This is a genomic window from Flagellimonas pacifica (assembly GCF_900215465.1).
Classification (GTDB): domain Bacteria; phylum Bacteroidota; class Bacteroidia; order Flavobacteriales; family Flavobacteriaceae; genus Flagellimonas; species Flagellimonas pacifica.
This window is the reverse complement of the sequence record NZ_OBEH01000003.1, coordinates 1-19,388: the sequence shown is the minus strand read 5'-3', so window position 1 is coordinate 19,388 and position 19,388 is coordinate 1. Positions and strand designations below refer to the sequence as shown.

The following is a 19,388-nucleotide window of genomic DNA, read 5'->3' as shown; positions in this document are numbered from 1 at the left end:
TTAAAGCGGGATATTTTTTATCAAAACTTTAGCAATTCACGTAAGCTTTGTGTTCTTTGATTTGATTATTTTACATTTTTGTAACAAATCAAACCCGAAAACGTGAAAAAAATAACAATTTTATTAGTTTCCCTAGTTTGTTTGCAATCCTGCAAACAAGAACCAAAAAAAGAAGAATCACCAAACCTTAGTGAAAAATTTGCAGCTGTTTTAGATAGTTATTATGAAGATGGGTTAAAACTAAACCCTATCAATGCCACCACAGCTGGTGACAATCGCTATGATGATGTTTTCACAAATCAACTTTCTGATGATCATATTGCCAAAGTAAAGGCCCACTTTGAAGGATACAAAACTAAGTTGAATGATTTTCCCAATGAAAGCCTTACAGCAAGTGAGCAAATGAGCAAGGCTATTCTAGAATGGCAATGTGATATCAATTTGAACGAATTCAACTTTAATGCAAACCTTACTCCTATTGACCAAATGTGGTCCCCTAATCTATTTATGGGGCAATTGGCGAGTGGTTCAAGTGCCCAACCATTTAACACCGTGGAAGATTATCAAAAATGGATCAAGCGAGTAGATGGGTATTTGGAGTGGCTATCCAGTACGGAAGATAAAATGAGAGAGGGTATGGAAAAAGGCCATGTACTTCCAAAATCATTGATTAAAAAAGTATTACCCCAACTAGAATCACTAACGGTGAAAGATTTGGACAAACACCTTTTCTATACCCCGATCAAGAATATGCCAGAGGATTTTTCAGAAGCCGAAAAATCACAGCTTACGTCCGCTTATGAAAGCATGATAAATGACAAGATCATCCTGGCATACGAAAAGCTTCATACTTTCATGGCCAATGAGTATATGGAAGCTGGTCGAGAGTCTAGCGGCATTCAGGGTGAACCTGGTGGGGATGCATACTATGCTCATCAAATTAAAAAATATACCACCACCAATATGACAGCTGCGGAAATCCATGAATTGGGGTTAAGTGAAGTTGCGCGGATTCGTTCCGAAATGGAAAAAATTAAGGAACAAGTTGGTTTTGAAGGAGATTTAAAGGCTTTTTTTGATTATGTAAGGAGCAACAAGGAGCTCATGCCTTTTACAGACCCTGAGCAGGTAATTGATAATTTCAATGCCATACATGACCGAATGAAACCTCAGATTGAAAAGCTTTTTGATGTAAAACCAAAAACACCTTTTGAAGTGAGGCGCACGGAAGCTTTCAGAGAAAAATCGGCAAGTGCGGAATATAACCCTGGATCTTTGGATGGTACCCGACCGGGAATCTTTTACACTCCAATTCCAGAAGTTACCAAATACAATACTTATTCCGATGAATCTTTGTTTTTACATGAAGCCATTCCAGGACATCATTATCAAATATCATTGACCCAGGAGAGTGAAGAATTACCTAAATTCAGAAAAACGCTTTGGTATAGTGGTTATGGTGAAGGATGGGCACTTTATAGCGAATCTTTAGGAACGGAATTAGGTTTATATACAGATCCGTATCAATTGTTTGGAATGCTGGGTGCTGAAATGCATAGAGCCGTAAGATTAGTGGTTGATACCGGGCTACATTCCAAAGGATGGACCAGAGAACTGGCTATTCAATATTCATTGAACAATGAAGCTGAATCTGAAGCTTCCATCATCTCAGAAATTGAGCGTTACATGGCAAATCCAGGGCAAGCCCTATCCTATAAAATAGGACAACTTAAAATCAGGGAATTGCGCAAGAAAGCTGAGGATGCCTTAGGTGAAAAGTTTGACATTCGTCAATTTCACAATCAGGTATTGGAAACTGGATGCGTTCCACTTGCACTTTTGGAAAGTAAAATTGACCATTGGATCAAGGAAAATAGTTAGAGAAAACAAGAGCCGCTTAAAGCGGCTCTTTTCTTTTCAACATCCCAACCGAATATATGGGTATCGGCTTCATCAGTTTCATGCCGAGCATCTATTTTTCAACCAAAACAGCTTCATTTTTTATGTAAATCAAAAATTTGTAACTGATCATTATTGTTAGCGACCATTATTTTTGGTTTTTTCAATACCATAAGGGGTTTCATTTTTTTAGCGTCTCCCCTAGCATAAAATCCACTTTCCCAAGGAGAAACTGTTTGAAATTTGCCTTTGGTATCTCCCAATAAAAAAAGACCGGTTCCACCATCATTTCTGGGTGTTTCTACCTCAGACACAAATAAGTTCCCTACCAATAAGGCGTCCAAATTGCCATCAGAGTTAAAATCATCAACCAAAATGTCGTTTATATTGGAAAGCTGTGCAAGATGCGGTAAGTTAGAGAGTTTAAAACTTCCATTCCCTAAATTCTCCATATAAGAAGAAGCAAAGGTATCAGCTTCATAATGTAAGGATTCCTCCAAATTTCTTTTACCATATACCTGATCCAATTCCAAGGAGGCAAAAGTATCATACTTTTCAAATTTTGTCTTTAAGCCAGGGATTTGTTGGGAAGAACATGAAAATCCTCTCAATGGGTAGTGTTTTTCACTATTGTAGTAACCTAAGACAATATCACTTGATCCATTTTTATCAAAATCATCATAATATATATCAAAAGGTTTTTCTTTTGAGGTCTTATACTTATAGTTCAACCCTAAATTGCCAACAATAAAATCTATGTCCCCATCCTGATCAAAATCACCTTTTTCTATACTGAACCACCATCCCGAAGAGTTTTCCAGTCCTTTTATGGGCGTTTTAGAAAATTTTCCTGCATCATTTTTAAAAACTGTTATTGGCATCCACTCCCCTACAATGATCAAATCAGAATCACCATCATTATCATAATCTGCCCACACCGCATCCGTGACCATCCCAACATCTTTTAATTCTGGTGCTAAAACATTAGTATTGTCAACCAATTTACCATTGTCATTGGTCCAAAGTATGCTGGATGCCGGCAAAGGATATTGGCGGGGAACATGCCTTCCCCCCACAAACAAATCCATATCGCCATCATTATCATAATCTTCCGCCTTTACTATTGAACCACTCTCCTGTGCTCCGCTTAATTCAATCCTTTCAGAAAACCCTCCTCTACCATCATTTAAATAAAGACGATCATAATAAAATGAGGCATACGCAGGAAATTCATTGCCCCCACTTACTACATATAGATCTTTGTATCCATCCCCATTGATATCTACAAACAAAGCATCTAAATCTTCATATGCTTTTTCATTTTCCCAAAAGGTTTGAGAGCTTTTTAAAAATTGTCCTTCCGAATTTTGGGTGTATAAAACAGGACTAAACCCTTGAGCTCCTCCTATAAAAATATCTTCAAGCCCATCATTGTTGATATCTGAAACATCCATTGCCGGACCAAATTGAGACATTTTATGAGGCAATAACACTTGATAGCCATAATCATCAAAAATGTTCTCTTGATGTACAAATTCTATAGCCTTAGAATCAGTATCTTCCTTAAAAATAGGGGTTGGGGAGTCATTGTTTTTTTGTGGTTCCACGGCCTTATCCATATCCAATTCAATTACTTGGTTGACCATAAGATTTTTAAGTGTGGTTTTCTTATGATTTGGCCACGAAATCTCTAGGCTATCAATTTTTTGATTTTCTCCCAGACCAAAATGCACAATAGGCTCACTACAGGAATATATTCCGCGTACGTTAGTTGTTTCCTGAATCTGCATTCCTTCTTTGGAAAACAATGCTACCCTTGCTCCAAATACTGGTCTGTTCTTGCCATCTTTTAACTTGACCCTGAAGAAATTTGAATTAGGTAGGCTTTCGGAATTATTTCGATAAATAAAAGCCTCTTCGTTAACATTGTTGACCACCAAATCCAAATCTCCATCATTATCGAAATCGGCATAAGCCGAGCCATTGGAAAAAGATTTTTGTTCCAAGCCCCATTCATCCATTACTTTTTCAAACTGCAGATTTCCCTTATTTTTATAAGCGTAATTGGAGATAGGATTGGAAGGAACCATATTTACTGCTTTCTGTAAATCCAGGATATCGAAAATACTAGTAATTCCACCACCATCTGGATGTGCCAAAATCCAATCATACGATGTTTTATCAATAAAATCAGCCACTGCCTTATCGGCATCCGTATTCATAATATCATGTAATAATCCGTTGGTAACATAGGTATCTTTCAATCCATCGTTATCAAAATCAGCCATTAAATTAGACCAGCTCCAATCTGTTGAACCCATTCCCGTCATTTGGGCCACATCACTGAATGCCATATTACCATTGTTCAACTGTAATGTATTGAACATGTATTGGTAATGTCCTCCTTTGTTCACTACTCTCCAAAAGGCCTCTGGGTCCATTCCCCCCATATTGGATTTCAATCTAAAATTATCCTCTGCAACCATATCGACCACAAACACATCCAAATGACCATCGTTATTGATATCAGAAATATCCACTCCCATAGCAAAATGTGAGATATGCCCTGTTGACGAATCCACAACATTGGTGAAAGTTCCATTCTTATTATTCATAAATAGGAAGTCAGGTTCTTTAAAATCGTTTGTCACATATATGTCCACCCATCCATCATTGTTCAAGTCGGCAGTACAAACAGCATTTGGATAACCAGATCGTTTTACCCCTGCTTTTTCAGTAACATCCTCAAATGAATTTTCACCAGTATTCCTTAGCAATCTTACATGAGATTCCGCTTTTTGTTTGTTCGACCCAATAAACTCAGATAAAATTCCTGCATTTGGAGGTTGGGTCAATAAGAAAATATCTAAAAATCCATCCCGGTCGTAATCCAAAAAAACGGCATGTCTGGTCCTTTGGGAGTCATCAACACCATATTCCTTTGCTGATTCAATAAAAGTTCCATTCCCTTGATTAATATATAAAAGGTTGATTCTCTTCTCAGGGTTATAATCATATAACTCCCTACTCACATATATGTCAACATAGCCATCATTGTTCACATCTGCAATGGTGACCCCGGCTGACCAACCATCATCATCAACTATTCCAGCTTCTTTAGTGACATCTTTAAAAGTTAAATTTCCCTGATTAAGATAAATTCTGTCCTGAACCATATTGCCGGCAAAATAAATATCCTGAAGACCATCATTATTAAAATCTCCAACACCAACTCCCGCACCGGAGTAAAAATTGGCATACAACAATATGTTTTTATCCTTTGTACTCTTTATGGTATTTTCAAAATTCACTCCGGTATATGAAGATTTCAATAATGTGAATCTTTTATCATCCTGAGATTGACCAAAAATTGGTATAAGGAGCATTATCAGAATCTGTAGCTGAAAACAAATTATTTTTTCCCGTGTTTTTTTCATGATTGTTTATAAAATCAGTTTTCTTGAAAATTGACATAAGCTACCATATTGAGCTCATTATCTGTACTCTTAAAGCAAATAATACTTTGCCCTCAAAATAGTTAAAATGTACAGGGAGCATAAATTATTTAGACCAATGCCCTACCCAAGAAGATGTTGGGAGTTCCCGAACCTATTACCTTGCCCATAATGACATCAAAATATGTTAAATTCCGGCCGAACTTCAACCGAGTAAAGAGTTACTTTTCCATTAAATCTATGGAAGCTAAAACTTTGGTTATCTTTGTATTGACCAACCATTGAAATTATGTTCTACAAATTCTTGGCAAAAGTCAACAAGCTTTTACTTCCTTCTTATACCAAAAAGAGATTGGACCTATCCAAAGCATCTAAGTTACAGTTGGCTATAATTGGATGGCGGTATTTTGTAACCTCAAGGGCTTTGGATTAGTATTGGAGAAGGGATTTTATCCGATACTCGTTGAGCTTGTCGCTTCCATTTAAAAAGGTAAGCTGAATCAAAAAATTACATTGAATAACCTCTCCACCAAGTTTTTCTACCAACTTGCATACAGCACTTGCCGTTCCCCCAGTGGCCAATACATCATCGTGAACCACAACTTTTTCGCCTTTAAGAATCGCATCAGTATGTATTTCCACAATATCTTCTCCATATTCCAACTTATAAGATTCCGAAACAGTGCTATACGGAAGTTTCCCCTTTTTACGCACTGGAACAAAACCCGCGTTTAATTTAGATGCTATTAAAGGAGCAAAGATGAAACCTCTACTATCCACGCCCACAACTTTATCAACCTTCTGGTCTCCAACCATTTCACAAAGTACATTACAAGCTTTGTGTAGCGCTTTTGGATCTTTTAAAAGTGGTGTAATGTCCTTAAAAACAATGCCCGGCTTTGGAAAGTCTTCTATATCACGAATATAGGATTCAAAATCCATAATTTTTGATTACTTGGTTTTGTCGTAAATTTAAAAAGAAATATATTTGCACCCCATTAAAAAGGCCTCGTGGCGCAACTGAATAGCGCATCTGATTACGGCTCAGAAGGTTACAGGTTTGAATCCTGTCGAGGTCACTAAGAGCAATCGACAAATTGCTCCAAAACCATGTAAGTCTTATGATTTACATGGTTTCTTGGTTTTTAGGGGTTCATTTAATTTGATTGGATATGCATAAAAATGGTAGCTATCCGTCAGTTATTTTCTAAAGTGTCAGTTGAACTGACACTTTGCCTAAAACATCTTATTGAACTGGTATAGTTGATTTGACTTTCGTCTCGATGAATGTTTAATTTTTAAAGACGGCAACTATGCGTACAAAAAACACATTTTCCATTCTTTTTTGGGCCGACCAAAAAAAAGCAAAGAACAACGAAGCATTAATCTATGCAAGAATAACAGTTAATCAAAAACGGGTTAACATTAGCTTAAAATGCAAAGTAAACCTTGACAATTGGAATGTAAAAGCCAAAAGAGCCATTGGAAGCTCCAAAGAATCCAAACAAACTAATAAGTACTTGGCACAAGTAGAAACGGCTTTGTTTCAATGTTACAGTGATCTTAATTTGAAAGGAGAACTGGTTACAGCCAGTTTGGTCAAAGCAAAATACCTTAATGAAGACAGCGATTTAAAGACACTTCAAGAAATTTTAAAATACCATAACCGGAAAATCGAAAAAACACTTGCTTCCGGCACCATCAGAAATTTCGGCATTACAGAGAATTACATTAATCGGTATTTGCAACAAAAACTGAAGACTTCGGATGTTTTCTTGAGGCAGCTCAACTATAAATTCATTTCAGATTTTGAAACTTTTTTGATTGGATATTATCCTAGTGGCCATCCCAAGGCAATGAGCCATAATACGGTGATGAAACATCTTCAAAGACTTAGAAAGATTGTTACTCTAGCCTATCATTTAGAATGGGTAGACAAAGATCCATTTGTTAGATGGAAACCCACATTTGAAACCAAACAACGTGAATTTCTAAGTGCAAATGAGCTTTCTAACCTCGAAACGTATGCATTTCCGCTGGAACGATTAGATAGGGTTCGTGATTTGTTTGTTTTTAGCTGCTACACTGGGATCAGCTATGCAGACATTATTAAGTTGACACCTGATAATATTGTTTTGGGAATGGATGGCAGTAGATGGATATATACCAAAAGACAAAAAACAAAAACACCTGTTAGAATTCCTTTATTGGATAAAGCAGAATCCATTATTGAAAAGTATGTCGAAAATCCAATTACCGTTGTATCAGAAACATTGCTTCCAGTGCTTACCAATGAGAAAATAAACTTGTACTTAAAAGAAATTGCGGATGCAGTTGGGATTAAAAAGAACCTGACCTTTCATATGGCACGTCACACTTTTGCCACTACCGTGACATTGTCCAATGGCGTTCCAATTGAAACCGTTTCAAAACTCTTGGGTCATACCAAATTGGCAACGACGCAAATCTATGCGAGGGTTCTTGATAAGAAACTTAGTGATGATATGAATGTGCTAAGAATGAAATTAAATCCCAAGAAGGACGAAAAAGGGAATTCAGCTTTATCATAAAAGCTGGATTTTCCTTTCCCCATTCAGTTCTTTTAATTCAAGCTTCAACTTTTCGCCATCTACCAATACAAACTTGGACAACACAAAAACAAACTTTCTTGATTGGTCTATTCTGATAGTCTTGGGCATTTCATGCTTATAATCAACATTAATCAAGAGTTCTTGATATGAGGCTTTACGCTTTTTGTTGCCATTTACTCTGTAGATATTTAAATAATCTACTTCAAAATCGATTTCGGATTTGTTCTTGATTTCTAATACTAAGTAAACTTCAGAAGCATTATAAACCATCTTTTGCAACTGTAGCTTGATACCTTTTTTTCGCTTAGTTGCAATAGATTCATATTTTGTTTTCAATAAATGGTTACTGAACTTCTTAAAATAGTCTGCCTTATCTGATGGCTGAACAACTGACTTTTGTTTTAATACAACAGATCGCTCTCTCCCAATACTTTCATTAGGTGTGATGAAGTAATTCAATTTTGATAACTGTTCTTTATACTTCAAAATAAAGGAGTAGACCTGACCATTTTTGGTTACAATAAGTAGATTACTTTCTACTCCTGGTGTAGCCTGCAACAATCCAAAATATTGTTCTTTTTCCCTATTGTAGGTAAATACAAAATTGTCAATGCCAGTAATTCCTTGTCGAATGGGTTCCGGAAAAAACAGGGCCACGTTCTTTTTATCATTGGCGTAAATGGTATCCAATGTTTGCTGAGCAACTACAGGGTTTATAGATAGGGTTAAAGCAATAACGATCAAAATTTTCATAGTATGGGTTTTAAAATGAGTTGATAATTGTCGTTAACGGTAACTTTTATGGAGCGGTTGTTACGTTGAAATATCCTTTTGACCCCGCTTACTTGTGGAACACCCACAATATTGATGTCATCCACAACATCTCCTACTATCTCTTGAGTAGCTTCTCCCCTAAAGCTATTTTCAATGTAGATACCTTCACTACCGTCCTGAAGGTCAAAAGCGTTTAACCTAACTGGATTGTGATTGATGTTTTCAATCTCTATGACGGTACGATTCGGTTTAAAGCTCACGAAACCATAAATAGGTGTATTTCTCCAGACGGTGCGGCCATTGATGAGTGCATCTCTGGTCAAGCGCATTTGTAGGCGATAGTTGTTGCGAACCGTCTGTGTGCCGTCCACCCGTGCATAAATAAAAGCATCCGTATTTTGGGTCATTAGGTTTTCATTTTCCAACGGATTGGAAGCAAAAAACAACTGGTGCTCCAGTCCCAGTTCCATGGTATTAGCTTCAGGTTCCGTAATTGTTTCAGGATCAGTTTGGTGTTCTTCCTTTGCATCAGATGTAGGTCGCTCCATATTCTCAATGGATTTTCGATAGGTACCCAATTCGAAATCAATATTCCCTTCATTATAAAGACTATCAATAATGCGCTGCTTTTCATATTCCATATAATCTGGATTGAAATAGCCCTTATCATCAACCATATGATCAGGGTAAACTGATGGAGCGGTTAACTCCCTTTCTTCTTTAAGGTCGTCCAGAGCCTCTAATTTTGAACCATATTCCTTTTGTCCCTCCTCCAATTCCGGGATGGGAATCTGGTTGTTATCAATGGTTGTTTCCTCTTCTTCACCCAATGCGATTACAGCATAGGAGCCAATAAATAGCACTACACATAGAATGATGGCAGTGAATACAATTTTATTCTTTTCAATTTTCATAATCTTCTAGCTTTTTAAGTTTGTTTTCAAAAAAGTTGGTAATCAATAATCCATGGGTATTGTTGGGAAAGTTCCTATCCACATGGATAATGTTTCCTGATGTGGTCAGTTCATAGGTGTCGATTATCGACCCTCGATTGATTTCAAAAATGACAGTGGTTTCGAACCCATAGGGTCCATTTTGCACTTTAATTTTCGATTCAATTTTTAATACCTTTTGCACTAAGGAATATTGTAATAATCGGTTGTAAACGCCATCAGCTTTTTTCTGTCTGTACAATGCATCCACAGAACTATTTCCTAACCATAAAGCTTTCTCCAGGTTCTTTTCATAATTGCTCGCATCGATGTGGTAGAAATAGGTATGGAACAGTTCTAAATGCGATAATACTTCCACTTCTAAATTTTCATTTTGCTGTACCATTTTAAGGGGAATGACACTTCCATCCGAATTGACCACAAAGGCATTATTGATGGATTCTTTGTGAAGTTTTATGACCCTAGTTACTGAGATGGTACAGGTCAAAACTGCTCCGATAACGACTGCCAAAACAATGAATCGGTTCAGGCGGAGCACGTTGTAAATATTTTGATAAGGTGTTTTCATTTTTTTAAGTTTTGCTTGGATTTGCCTAATGTGCCTTAGGCACCTGAAAAGAGTTTAAATACAAATGATGTTGCCCTGCGATAGAGTTTGAATTTGAGCAACACGATAAATCCAATGGAACCAAATTGGAGCAATGGCGCAAAAAATGCACTTCCCCAATCCGTTCCAAAAAGAGTGTTCCAAAAGTTGGTATTGATTTCTGTATACAGGTTGTTTACAAATATGTTGACCAGAAAAAACGCAGGCACCAACATATACACCCCAGCATAGAGCTTAAAGAAATTGTACGCGAGTGAACGAAACTTTTCAAATACAGCAAGACTGATCACCAAAGGAAAAAAGGCCTGCATGATGCCCAACAAAAAGAAGCGTTCTGCAAGAAATAATGGGTATATGAATAAATCCAATAACCAAAGGAATATCCCAATGATAAAAGCCAACATCTTCAATCCATACAAAGGAGTAACCAAAGCTTCGTACAACATGGCCATTGCTTTTTTGGCGGCTTCCAATGCGCCCACATCCTGTTCCAAATCGATGTCTTGCATCTGTAACGGGAGGAGCGCAGGAGCCGTGTCCCGGTATTGGGCCTCTATGGCCACAAGAATGGTATCAAAAACATCCAATACCTGTGTTGAGAAAATGACCAGGATAACCACTGCAAAATTCTTTGCGAGCTCTCCAGGGGTCAGTCCCCAGGTATACCCCTCGTTGTTGGCAACGCCTTCATTGTACTTTTTGAGGATATTGATAAGAAAGAACAGAATGGCCAGTGTCTTCATTCCTGTAATAGTGTACTGGGAAAAGTCACTGTTCTTGATAGTGGTAAACACCGCATCAACATATTCCAATCCTATGCCCAAAAAGATACCCGCCATTAGTAATTGGTTTCCCTATTATTTATTTTATCCTGCATTTCACGAAAGGCGATAATTTCACGGTAACGTTTGGTCTTAGCTTCAATCTCAGCTACCATTTCTTTGGATTTAAGTTCGATATCCTTCAGGACTTCGGCTCGTTCCGCATCGGTCATTTTAAAGGTATCATTGGACAATATCTGGTCGATATATTCCAGTCCATACAAAGAGTTTTCAATAATGGAATTGAAGGATTCCGAGACCCGATTCACTTCATCAGGTTTGATATAGGGTGAGTTGAGAATCTCCCGTAAATCATCCTGAACAATGTTGAACAAACGTTGGTTATTTCGTGCCATTTCCCGGACTGCCTTTAGCTGTCTGATGACATTATTGACCTTTTCGATGTTCTCTTTTTGGGTCTTTAGAAACTGTACGGTTTTCAACAACTGTGAGGTCTGTTTTGCCGATTCTATCAAGGATTTGGTAAAGCTGATAAAGTTGGTATTGTCATACACTGGCATCCCCTGGCCCGTAGCACGGGCAGGCAATAAAATGACTATTGCAAATGCTAATACTAGAATTTTGATTTTGTTCTTCATGATTTTCGTTTTAAGAATTAATAAATATGTTGATGGCTTTTTCCATCGATTGATGCTGCTCATATAGCTGCATTATGGTCTCACTTTCTTTTCCATCCGTGAGGTAAGCGGCATACACTTCTTTGGGCACTTCGAGACGAAAAATGTTGCTCTCTTTTCCAATCTTGATGAACATTTCCGTATACTTTCTATCTCCAGTAAGGTTGTTGCGAATAGACTTTAACTGGTTCAAATCGTGACTCGACAGGTTCAATCGTTTTTGAAGTTCTTCGTACCCTTTTTCGTTCCGAAGGCTATAAATTACCTGTGTATTCTCCAGAATACTTGCCGATGTGGAATTATTAGGCAATTGATTGATGGATTGGAGAATAATACCAATAGCCCCATTTTGTTTTCGGATAGCCTGATAATAGAATTCCACACTCTCCAAAACATTATCGAATTTGAGTTGTTTGGCAAACTCATCAAAAAGGATGATACCTCTTTCGGAACGATTACGCCAAATGGTTCGTTGGATAGCCGATTTGATAAGCTTCAACATTACAGAAAGGATTTCCTTATTGTCCTTCACTTCATCCAGTTCAAAGACAATCATTCGCTTATCCTCAATCTTATAAGTCTGGTCTTCACTCACATTGAAGAGGAAGCTGTACAATCCATCATCTACATATTCCGAAAGGATATGCAGGAAGTTGTAAACGCTAAAATGTTCTTCCCTTATACTAAGAGCCTCTATGAGGCTATCTTTTTTATCATCTATAAATTGATACAAAGAAGCCAGTGAATGATTTAATCGGATGTGTTTGTAATAATGTAGTAGCACTTTTTTAATAGCTACTTCTTTAGCTTTTGAAACTTGGTTGCCCTCAGCTAATAGTTCCAATAGAAAAATGGCAAGGTCTTCCAATCGCTCAGGGGTCAAATCTGCTTCATTGGAGATGTAAAAGGGATTGATGCCCAGGTTTTTTCCCTGCTCATATCGTAAGATGATATGGTCATTGGGATAGAGCTTGGCAAACTTGGAATAAGACCCTCCCAAATCGATGATGACCAATCTGACTTGCTGCTCGAAATACTGTCGAAGTACATTATTGGCTAAAAAGGATTTACCTTCTCCCGTTGGAGCGAAAATGGCAAAGTTTCTAGCCTTGATACGTTTCTTTTGTTCGTCCCAGACATCCTTTAAAACTGGAATATTGTATTGCCTATCATTAAAAATGATACCCTGCCCATCTGATTTATAATTGCTGTTGTTGATATATAAACACAGTGCATGTTTTAAGTCGGTGACGTACAAATCTTCAATGGAAAAGTTAGAACTGAAACAACAATAGGAGTTGAGGAAATAATGCTTTCGTTCTTCCCCCTTTGGGTAGTATGGTACAATGTCCAGCTCCTTGAACTCGGTCTTAATCTTTGAAGCGATATTTTTTAGCCGTCCGGCTTCCGGACACCAGAAAACAATGTTGAGATGCCCACGTATAATTCTAGAACTATCGTCTTCATCAATTTTAGCAACAATAGCTTCAATCTTCTTTTGAATGACTTTGTTCTGTGTTCCGAAGTTGGAACTTTTACTAAGCTCTTCAATTTTCTTGTCCAGTAGTTTTCTCCATTTATGTTTGTCATCCAGGTAAATAATTTGGTTGATGATATGGTTTTCATTTAGGTCCAATCCCAATCCATCAATAAAACCCTGATGGAACACAAAATCATCCGAAGTAAACTTGTCATTGTTTTTACTGCTTTGTACTACATCACCGAAACAGAGTTCGCTATTTACTGCCAGTACATCAAAATGGTTCTCCCCAATTTCAATCGCAGTTTTCCCACCTCGGCGGGCAGGTTTCAATTGAATATCTGTGTCAAAACCTTCATTAAATCCATTAAAGTAGGCATTGGTCAATTCAAGGATTTCATCTTGGTTCAGTGGTTTCAAAGACACTTTACGGCTGTTATTGATAAAAGAAACTGCATCATTTACCGAAGCGATAAACTCCTGGACATTATGGTCCAGTTGTTTGTTAATGCCCTTTTCCACTTTTCGGAACGGATTGGTAAACTTGGAAGCATTTAAGGCCTTATCCAATGGAAGGGTGAAGAAAAGATAGGATGTATGCGTCAGGTATTCTCGCCCTTTGAAATGTCGATGGGTCGCTTTTTCCATAAAGCTTTTATTGGGAAGTTTATCTGCAGCATAATTGCTTTTCTTATAAATATCTTGTTTATGGATAACCGTACTTGTCGGTAGGGATTTGAATGCCTGAAACCATGAGCCGTGTATGTCCTCAAAATCTTTTTCGGATAGGGAATAGATTTCTGGTAGGTCTGCTTTATAACATAATATTACATTACCATTACTGGCAAAAACGATATGCTCTTCTATGCTCAGAATAGGATGATATGCGGATAGGTTAATTTTATTCATATTGGAGTTGACTTTCTCGTTTGTTACTGATGGTGGTTGGGAATATTCTTTTAAAATGCAATACCGCTGGGTGTTTGGTCAGTTGTGTCAATACCACATAGAGGCCTCCGTTGAGAAAGAATACCGAAATGATGACCAAAAAGCTGAACGAAAAGATGATAAGCAGTAATGACCCGATGACCGATGTCATCATGAGTGCGAACAATGAAATGGGCAACCCCATTATCACTGCTCGCTTTCGGATATCCTTATAGATTTCGTAGCGTTTCATGCTACACCACGATGCCTATGAGATATGTAAATATGCCCACAACCGCGCCGGCGATAAGTACAAAGACCAATACACGGGTAATTCCTTTTTTGAGGTCTGCATTCTCACCAAAGAAATGTCCTGCATTGAACAGAAAGCCTATTAGGAAGATGACTCCCAGAATAATGGGAAAGATGGCCCGTATGGTATCGGAAACTTCGTTAACGGAATCTTCAATGCCTCCAATCTGTGCAAATAGGGAATTGGAAAAAACGAGCAAAGGCAAGGCTGCATACAGTGATTTTCGCATATCGTAAACTTTTTAAGATTAGACGGTTTTTGATATTTGAAAAGTACTCTATATTGAATATCAAAATATTGATAATCAGTATTTTGTGAATAAAATATTATTTAATTTCGCTTATGATTTTTTAATCCAAATTGGCACCAACCATTACGGGAAATTGGGAATGCGATGTTGATAAATTGAATTTATCCGTTTTATGTATAGCTGAAAAACGTCTATTTCCTTTTAGTGACCGTTATAATATCGAACCAATTGGATAAAATTTCATCCAATCTCCTTGATGCCCGGCCCATTGAATCGAAGTATCTTATCTTCATCATCGCTAAAGGCATTGCATGCCTCCAAATATGTTTCCACCTTATCCATGTCCTCTGCAGTGATGGTCGAGCTAAAGGTTTGGGCCCTTCTGAGCATCCTTACGTAGACCATGGGGTCACCTTGTCTGGTCAAACGTCTCAAAGCCCCTAGATAATCTTCCCGGTAAACTGTTGGAATCATAATCTTACTTTGATTTTCTTTGACCAGTTCCGCATTCATCATGACTCTGGCCATTCTACCATTTCCGTCCAAAAATGGGTGTATTTCACTTACCATGAACATAATATACGCAGCCCTTGAAAAGGGATCTTTTAAAGCATTATAGTATTCAAATCCCTTGATCAACGTTCCTCTGACCAAATTGAAGTCCACAAAATGGGTTTGACCGGCCTTGTTATTTTTGTCCTTGAATTGCCCGGGGTTCTTTGATTTTCTGGCTTCAAGCAGTATCCCATGCCTGTATTGCAAAATATGAATAAACTCCTCTGGGGTCGAAGGTACAATGGCCATTTCTTTTTTGTTACTGACTATGTTGTACGTTCCCAGTACATCATGGGAATCTTCATCTCTTGTCGCAAGTGGTGTTCCCGTTTTTACTATGGTTTTTGCCTCCTCCAATTCAAAAACGGTACCCTCTATGTAGTTTGAAAAATAGGCCTCATAAAAAGCAAAGTTTTTAAAGGCTTTTTTGGAAACGTTGTTTTCAGGAAAATCTTTGAACTCCAATTGTTTCAAATATCGAAAGAGCTTTTCAAAAAGTTCCAGTCTAACGGGGTCGTATGGATTACCGAAAGCCCGGGCCAAGGCAACGGGCGAAGATAATATCTTTGAGGGGTTTGTGGTCAACAACGCACTGATCAACCCATCCAATTTATCAAATTCCCTGCGCATGTCCAATTCTTCAGAAATGGTCCTAGCACGATCTCTAAGTTCGTTCAGCCCTTTCTCGCCTTTCACACGAACGATTTGCTCCAGTTTTTCCTCCAGTTCCGGAAGCGGTATGGTTTTGGAACGCGGTCCGGGTCTTTTGGACACTTGTAGGTTTTCAAGAAATGCCCTTTCCCGTTGTGAAACATACAGTTTCCCCAAAAATTTGATATCCCCCTTCAACGGTCCCGTTCCTTCCATGAACCGAATGGTTATTCCCGGCAACTTAATGTTCTTGGTGTAGGTATGGGTGACAAATATGTGCCCGAGTGCAGTGGGTTTGTACTCCAATGCCGAACGATGGCTCAAAACAGCATTGGGATATTGGTGTCCCAAAATGGCAAATATGTTCTTCTGTATGATTTCCTCTGGCGTTTCCAAAAAATTGGACGTATAGATACGGGGAGCGATCTTTCTTATACGTCCTTCTTTTTCCAATTTGGAAATTTGTTTGCTCAATGCTTTATCGCTGGAAGAAAAAATAATCTCTTGTAAGTGGAGCGGGGCATTTTTTTCCATTATAAAGGGTCTAAAACACAAAAATAGAGAATATTTTCTATTATAACGTATGATTTGAAGAATATTTTCTACTATAATGTTTAAGAGTTTTTTCCATTATAACAGAGTGCATATAAGAATTTGGATGTTTTTTTCCAATATAAATGTTCTTTTGGTGAATTTTTTCCATTATAATAAAATCAACATATTACATACCTGTTATCTCGAAACCAGACATGTTGCTTTCCTATGTGTTGGAGCAAATTGATCAAACTGCCGAGTTCTTGTGAAATCATATTCTCTTGTCTTTGGTATTTCTATCAAACCCGATCAAATTGAAGAGCTCCCGCATCCTCGATCTAACCCTGTTACCATAGCATTCTTCCAATTCCCGGGCATTTAAATTCGTTGTGGCATGGGTTTTTCTCCCATGGTCTATGAAAAGCTCATATCGGGACAGCAATATTTCACCAATCACATTGCAGTCTTTTCCAAAATGCCTGCCTGTGGGCTCCACACCCAGATCATCAAAACAGAAGAATTGGGAATTGCCATAATCTTCAATGGCCTTATAGCCAATATGGTTAAAGGAAAAAACAATGTTTCGACAGGGAATCACCTGATAAGGTCTTTTGTGGGGAACCATATGTTTCAGCAATTTCATCAAACTGGTCTTCCCACAGCCCACCGGACCGGAAAGCAGAACACCTTTGTCGATATCAATGCCGTATTGGGAACAGCGTTCCTTGTCCCTGATAAAATAGAGGCATAGCTTGTAGATAATCTCTCTGTCCTCCCGATAGATCTTGAATTTTTTTCCAAACAACAATTTTCCCTTGGCTTCCAGATAGGTCAACATCTTTTCAAAATCGTACAGAACCTGTTTGCCCTTTAGTTCCCCCAACGGGTATTGGACGGCTCCCTCAACGATGATATGCGGTGCTCTATAGCTCATAAAGGCTCACTGTAATCTTTCTCTTTGGTCGTCTTGAGGTTGTCCCGATATGGGACAGCTATGGTCTGTTTTTCCTCGTTTTCAAAATCTTGGAAACTTGGATTTTTAAAATTTTCCCTTTTATTATTGTTTTTAGTGTTTTCCAAAGTTTGTATTTGTTTTATAATAGGTACCAGTGCTTGTCCACTGCTTGTCCCATTTTTGGTACGGCTTGGGTACAGTACTTGTCCAGCACTTGTCCCAAAATCGAACATCTTGATCCGGCTCCCTTTGAAGGGATTGTGCGAAGGTGCATAAAGCATATAGTTCCAATGGCTGAGTTCTTTTATACAGCGATGGTAGGTGGATTTGGAACCTATCTTGGAAAACTCCATGACCTCTTCCCGGTTGATGTAGAATTCCTCCTTAAAGAAGTTATTGTTCCACAATTGGAACAGGGCCACATACAGGCTGATATGGGTCGGGTTCAAACGGCTGTCCTTCGAGAACTGTCCGAACACCCCATTGAGGTGCTTGATATAGTTGATGTTTTCCAAACTGAACTAAAGCCTATTATGGATCTTGTTCCTTTCCAACACCTGCATGATCTCATGGTACTCATAATAGAGCACTCCCCCAATTTTGGTGTAGGGAAGTGTGCCATTGATTCGAAGGTTCTGGAGCGTACCCGGGGATATGCCCAAGAGCTCCCTTACCTCATTGGATTTCAGCCATTTTTTGTTCGCTTGTCCGTTTTGGTCCTGTAATAGATCTTTGATGTCCTCCAATAGTTCCATTTTGAACTCACTCAGGTCCTCGGTGGTAATGATTGTCGCTCCCATATGTTTTGATTTGAATGAAAAGGGCCACCGCATTACTTTCACCTAACTTGATGGCCCTCTCCTGATTTGACTTTCGTAATGCAAAACTCAAAAAGGAAACTGGAACCAATTCCACAGTTGGTACACAGATGGGTGATTTTTTTTGGCCATATTTTTTAATTTCAAACGTGGACGTTTGGGCACGCAGAAACCAATATGTCCTGTGGACAATGTGTAAAAATGATACCCTGATGCCCAACGGCCCAAAATTCCCAAGTAGGTACACACTTGGGAACAGGTCAAGGTTCATTCATCCAAGGATTCCATACGTCTTTTGAGCATTTCGATCAACTTGTCCAAGAAGCGGGTCTTACTGGTCTTCCTTGACCGTATATCGATAAAGGTATGGTAGTAATTGCCAAGGTCAATATTGTAAAAATGTTCGAAATGTGAGGCCAGCTCCTTGATATCGACCGTTCCGCTATTGATGGAACTACTGGCATGGAGGGCATACAACAGCTCGATCAGATCGGTCTTGCTTCCAGTCCAGAATAATTTTGACGGTTTTTCCATAGTATTGTTTTTTGGGGGTTCCATAGTATTGTTAAGATTATCCACTTCCTTCCTCAAATACACGATCAACATATCGTAGGCCATGATGGTGGCCACCGTCCCATCCTGACAGGTGGAAAATTGGTCGTCGATCAAAAAGTGGAACGATTCCAGGGGCAATCTCAAATCACGGTTGCCCCGGACAAAGTACTGTTCGTCCAAAGACATGGCACCGCGACGGTAATAATTGTAAAATTCCAAGTTGTCGTTAAAAAAGGTCTGAAGTTTATCGATTTGGTGCTGGAGGTATTTGATCTGGGCGGCATTGTTCCCTCTGGGACGTTTGCTCTCGATATTGAACAGTTTGACATAATAAATAAGCTTACTGAAGATCTGGGGCTTTACATGTTTGAAGAAATAGATCTCATCGGTTTGGGTTGCAAAGGTCTTCCTTGCTATTTGCCTTTGCAGTTTCCTAATGTTCTTTTCCACCAGTACAATCCCTTTTTCAGCCTTGAAAAGGACATCACCGCTCCCGTTCTCCAATGCATCCAATTGACCTTCAAATTCCGATAGCAGCTTTTGATATTGCATGACGACATTTCATTAATGCTGTCCTTCCATGACTCCCAACAGTTCCAAAATAAAATTGTC

The 19,388-nt window shown here is 38.4% G+C and carries 18 protein-coding genes and 1 tRNA gene; 4 read left to right on the top strand and 15 right to left on the bottom strand.

The window, feature by feature from the left end:
- Positions 1-102 precede the first annotated feature (102 nt).
- Positions 103-1,881 carry a DUF885 domain-containing protein gene (locus CRO15_RS09805; RefSeq protein WP_097045662.1) on the top strand — a complete coding sequence of 593 codons (1,779 nt, stop codon included), beginning with the start codon at positions 103-105 and terminating at the stop codon, positions 1,879-1,881.
- A gap of 113 nt (positions 1,882-1,994) precedes the next feature.
- On the opposite strand, the gene CRO15_RS09800 is transcribed toward CRO15_RS09805, so the two are convergent.
- Positions 1,995-5,336, bottom strand: a complete 3,342-nt coding sequence (locus CRO15_RS09800) for a VCBS repeat-containing protein (protein ID WP_243396944.1) — start codon at positions 5,334-5,336, stop codon at positions 1,995-1,997.
- Positions 5,337-5,643: 307 nt separating this feature from the next.
- Between CRO15_RS09800 and CRO15_RS09795 the strand changes: the two genes are divergently transcribed.
- Positions 5,644-5,787, top strand: a complete 144-nt coding sequence (locus tag CRO15_RS09795) for an SsrA-binding protein (protein WP_097045661.1) — start codon at positions 5,644-5,646, stop codon at positions 5,785-5,787.
- On the opposite strand, the gene CRO15_RS09790 is transcribed toward CRO15_RS09795, so the two are convergent.
- Positions 5,784-6,296: an adenine phosphoribosyltransferase gene (locus CRO15_RS09790; protein WP_097045660.1), complete on the bottom strand. Its 513-nt coding sequence runs from the start codon at positions 6,294-6,296 to the stop codon at positions 5,784-5,786. The two genes, CRO15_RS09795 and CRO15_RS09790, sit on opposite strands and share 4 nt — an antisense overlap.
- Positions 6,297-6,359: 63 nt before the next feature.
- Between CRO15_RS09790 and CRO15_RS09785 the strand changes: the two genes are divergently transcribed.
- Positions 6,360-6,433: transfer RNA gene (locus CRO15_RS09785), tRNA-Arg, on the top strand.
- 234 nt (positions 6,434-6,667) lie between these two features.
- A complete protein-coding gene (locus CRO15_RS09780) occupies positions 6,668-7,924 on the top strand; it encodes a site-specific integrase (protein WP_097045659.1) in 1,257 nt (418 codons plus the stop codon).
- Here CRO15_RS09780 and CRO15_RS09775 read toward each other — a convergent pair.
- From CRO15_RS09775 to CRO15_RS09710, 13 genes are all read right to left on the bottom strand, one after another.
- Positions 7,919-8,698 carry a DUF4138 domain-containing protein gene (locus CRO15_RS09775; RefSeq protein WP_097045658.1) on the bottom strand — a complete coding sequence of 260 codons (780 nt, stop codon included), beginning with the start codon at positions 8,696-8,698 and terminating at the stop codon, positions 7,919-7,921. The genes CRO15_RS09780 and CRO15_RS09775 overlap by 6 nt on opposite strands.
- On the bottom strand, positions 8,695-9,633 hold the full coding sequence (traM, locus tag CRO15_RS09770; protein ID WP_097045657.1) for a conjugative transposon protein TraM: 939 nt from the start codon (positions 9,631-9,633) through the stop codon (positions 8,695-8,697). The genes CRO15_RS09775 and traM overlap by 4 nt, the downstream gene beginning before the upstream one ends.
- A complete protein-coding gene (locus CRO15_RS09765; RefSeq protein WP_097045656.1) occupies positions 9,623-10,240 on the bottom strand; it encodes a conjugal transfer protein TraK in 618 nt (205 codons plus the stop codon). The genes traM and CRO15_RS09765 overlap by 11 nt, the downstream gene beginning before the upstream one ends.
- 35 nt (positions 10,241-10,275) lie before the next feature.
- Positions 10,276-11,118, bottom strand: coding sequence for a hypothetical protein (locus CRO15_RS09760; RefSeq protein ID WP_097045655.1), 843 nt, complete (start codon positions 11,116-11,118; stop codon positions 10,276-10,278).
- The gene (locus CRO15_RS09755) at positions 11,118-11,699 is read right to left on the bottom strand and encodes a TrbJ/VirB5 family protein (protein ID WP_097045654.1); all 582 of its coding nucleotides are present in this window, start codon (positions 11,697-11,699) and stop codon (positions 11,118-11,120) included. The genes CRO15_RS09760 and CRO15_RS09755 overlap by 1 nt, the downstream gene beginning before the upstream one ends.
- A 10-nt stretch (positions 11,700-11,709) precedes the next feature.
- Positions 11,710-14,127, bottom strand: a complete 2,418-nt coding sequence (locus CRO15_RS09750; RefSeq protein ID WP_097045653.1) for a TraG family conjugative transposon ATPase — start codon at positions 14,125-14,127, stop codon at positions 11,710-11,712.
- Entirely contained in the window at positions 14,120-14,398 is a 279-nt protein-coding gene (locus CRO15_RS09745) for a hypothetical protein (protein ID WP_097045652.1), read from the bottom strand. Before CRO15_RS09745 ends, CRO15_RS09750 begins: the two co-directional genes overlap by 8 nt.
- A 1-nt stretch (position 14,399) precedes the next feature.
- A complete protein-coding gene (locus tag CRO15_RS09740; protein ID WP_097045651.1) occupies positions 14,400-14,687 on the bottom strand; it encodes a hypothetical protein in 288 nt (95 codons plus the stop codon).
- A gap of 261 nt (positions 14,688-14,948) precedes the next feature.
- Positions 14,949-16,448, bottom strand: a complete 1,500-nt coding sequence (locus CRO15_RS09735) for a Fic family protein (protein WP_097045650.1) — start codon at positions 16,446-16,448, stop codon at positions 14,949-14,951.
- A 271-nt stretch (positions 16,449-16,719) separates the two neighbouring features.
- Positions 16,720-17,382, bottom strand: a complete 663-nt coding sequence (locus CRO15_RS09730) for a P-loop NTPase family protein (protein ID WP_097045649.1) — start codon at positions 17,380-17,382, stop codon at positions 16,720-16,722.
- Positions 17,379-17,918, bottom strand: a complete 540-nt coding sequence (locus CRO15_RS09725) for a hypothetical protein (RefSeq protein ID WP_097045648.1) — start codon at positions 17,916-17,918, stop codon at positions 17,379-17,381. Before CRO15_RS09725 ends, CRO15_RS09730 begins: the two co-directional genes overlap by 4 nt.
- 6 nt (positions 17,919-17,924) lie before the next feature.
- Positions 17,925-18,203, bottom strand: a complete 279-nt coding sequence (locus tag CRO15_RS09720) for a helix-turn-helix domain-containing protein (RefSeq protein WP_097045647.1) — start codon at positions 18,201-18,203, stop codon at positions 17,925-17,927.
- Between the two features lie 285 nt (positions 18,204-18,488).
- Entirely contained in the window at positions 18,489-19,328 is an 840-nt protein-coding gene (locus CRO15_RS09710) for an RteC domain-containing protein (RefSeq protein ID WP_097045645.1), read from the bottom strand.
- Between the last annotated feature and the right edge of the window lie 60 nt (positions 19,329-19,388).

Coding starts and splice junctions, on each gene's coding strand:
- CRO15_RS09800 (WP_243396944.1), bottom strand. CDS start 5,336: ATGAAAAAAACACGGGAAAAAATAATTTGTTTTCAGCTACAGATTCTG.
- traM (WP_097045657.1), bottom strand. CDS start 9,633: ATGAAAATTGAAAAGAATAAAATTGTATTCACTGCCATCATTCTATGT.
- CRO15_RS09775 (WP_097045658.1), bottom strand. CDS start 8,698: ATGAAAATTTTGATCGTTATTGCTTTAACCCTATCTATAAACCCTGTA.
- CRO15_RS09710 (WP_097045645.1), bottom strand. CDS start 19,328: ATGCAATATCAAAAGCTGCTATCGGAATTTGAAGGTCAATTGGATGCA.
- CRO15_RS09735 (WP_097045650.1), bottom strand. CDS start 16,448: ATGGAAAAAAATGCCCCGCTCCACTTACAAGAGATTATTTTTTCTTCC.
- CRO15_RS09795 (WP_097045661.1), top strand. CDS start 5,644: ATGTTCTACAAATTCTTGGCAAAAGTCAACAAGCTTTTACTTCCTTCT.
- CRO15_RS09760 (WP_097045655.1), bottom strand. CDS start 11,118: ATGGCGGGTATCTTTTTGGGCATAGGATTGGAATATGTTGATGCGGTG.
- CRO15_RS09745 (WP_097045652.1), bottom strand. CDS start 14,398: ATGAAACGCTACGAAATCTATAAGGATATCCGAAAGCGAGCAGTGATA.
- CRO15_RS09755 (WP_097045654.1), bottom strand. CDS start 11,699: ATGAAGAACAAAATCAAAATTCTAGTATTAGCATTTGCAATAGTCATT.
- CRO15_RS09780 (WP_097045659.1), top strand. CDS start 6,668: ATGCGTACAAAAAACACATTTTCCATTCTTTTTTGGGCCGACCAAAAA.
- CRO15_RS09765 (WP_097045656.1), bottom strand. CDS start 10,240: ATGAAAACACCTTATCAAAATATTTACAACGTGCTCCGCCTGAACCGA.
- CRO15_RS09790 (WP_097045660.1), bottom strand. CDS start 6,296: ATGGATTTTGAATCCTATATTCGTGATATAGAAGACTTTCCAAAGCCG.
- CRO15_RS09750 (WP_097045653.1), bottom strand. CDS start 14,127: ATGAATAAAATTAACCTATCCGCATATCATCCTATTCTGAGCATAGAA.
- CRO15_RS09730 (WP_097045649.1), bottom strand. CDS start 17,382: ATGAGCTATAGAGCACCGCATATCATCGTTGAGGGAGCCGTCCAATAC.
- CRO15_RS09740 (WP_097045651.1), bottom strand. CDS start 14,687: ATGCGAAAATCACTGTATGCAGCCTTGCCTTTGCTCGTTTTTTCCAAT.
- CRO15_RS09720 (WP_097045647.1), bottom strand. CDS start 18,203: ATGGGAGCGACAATCATTACCACCGAGGACCTGAGTGAGTTCAAAATG.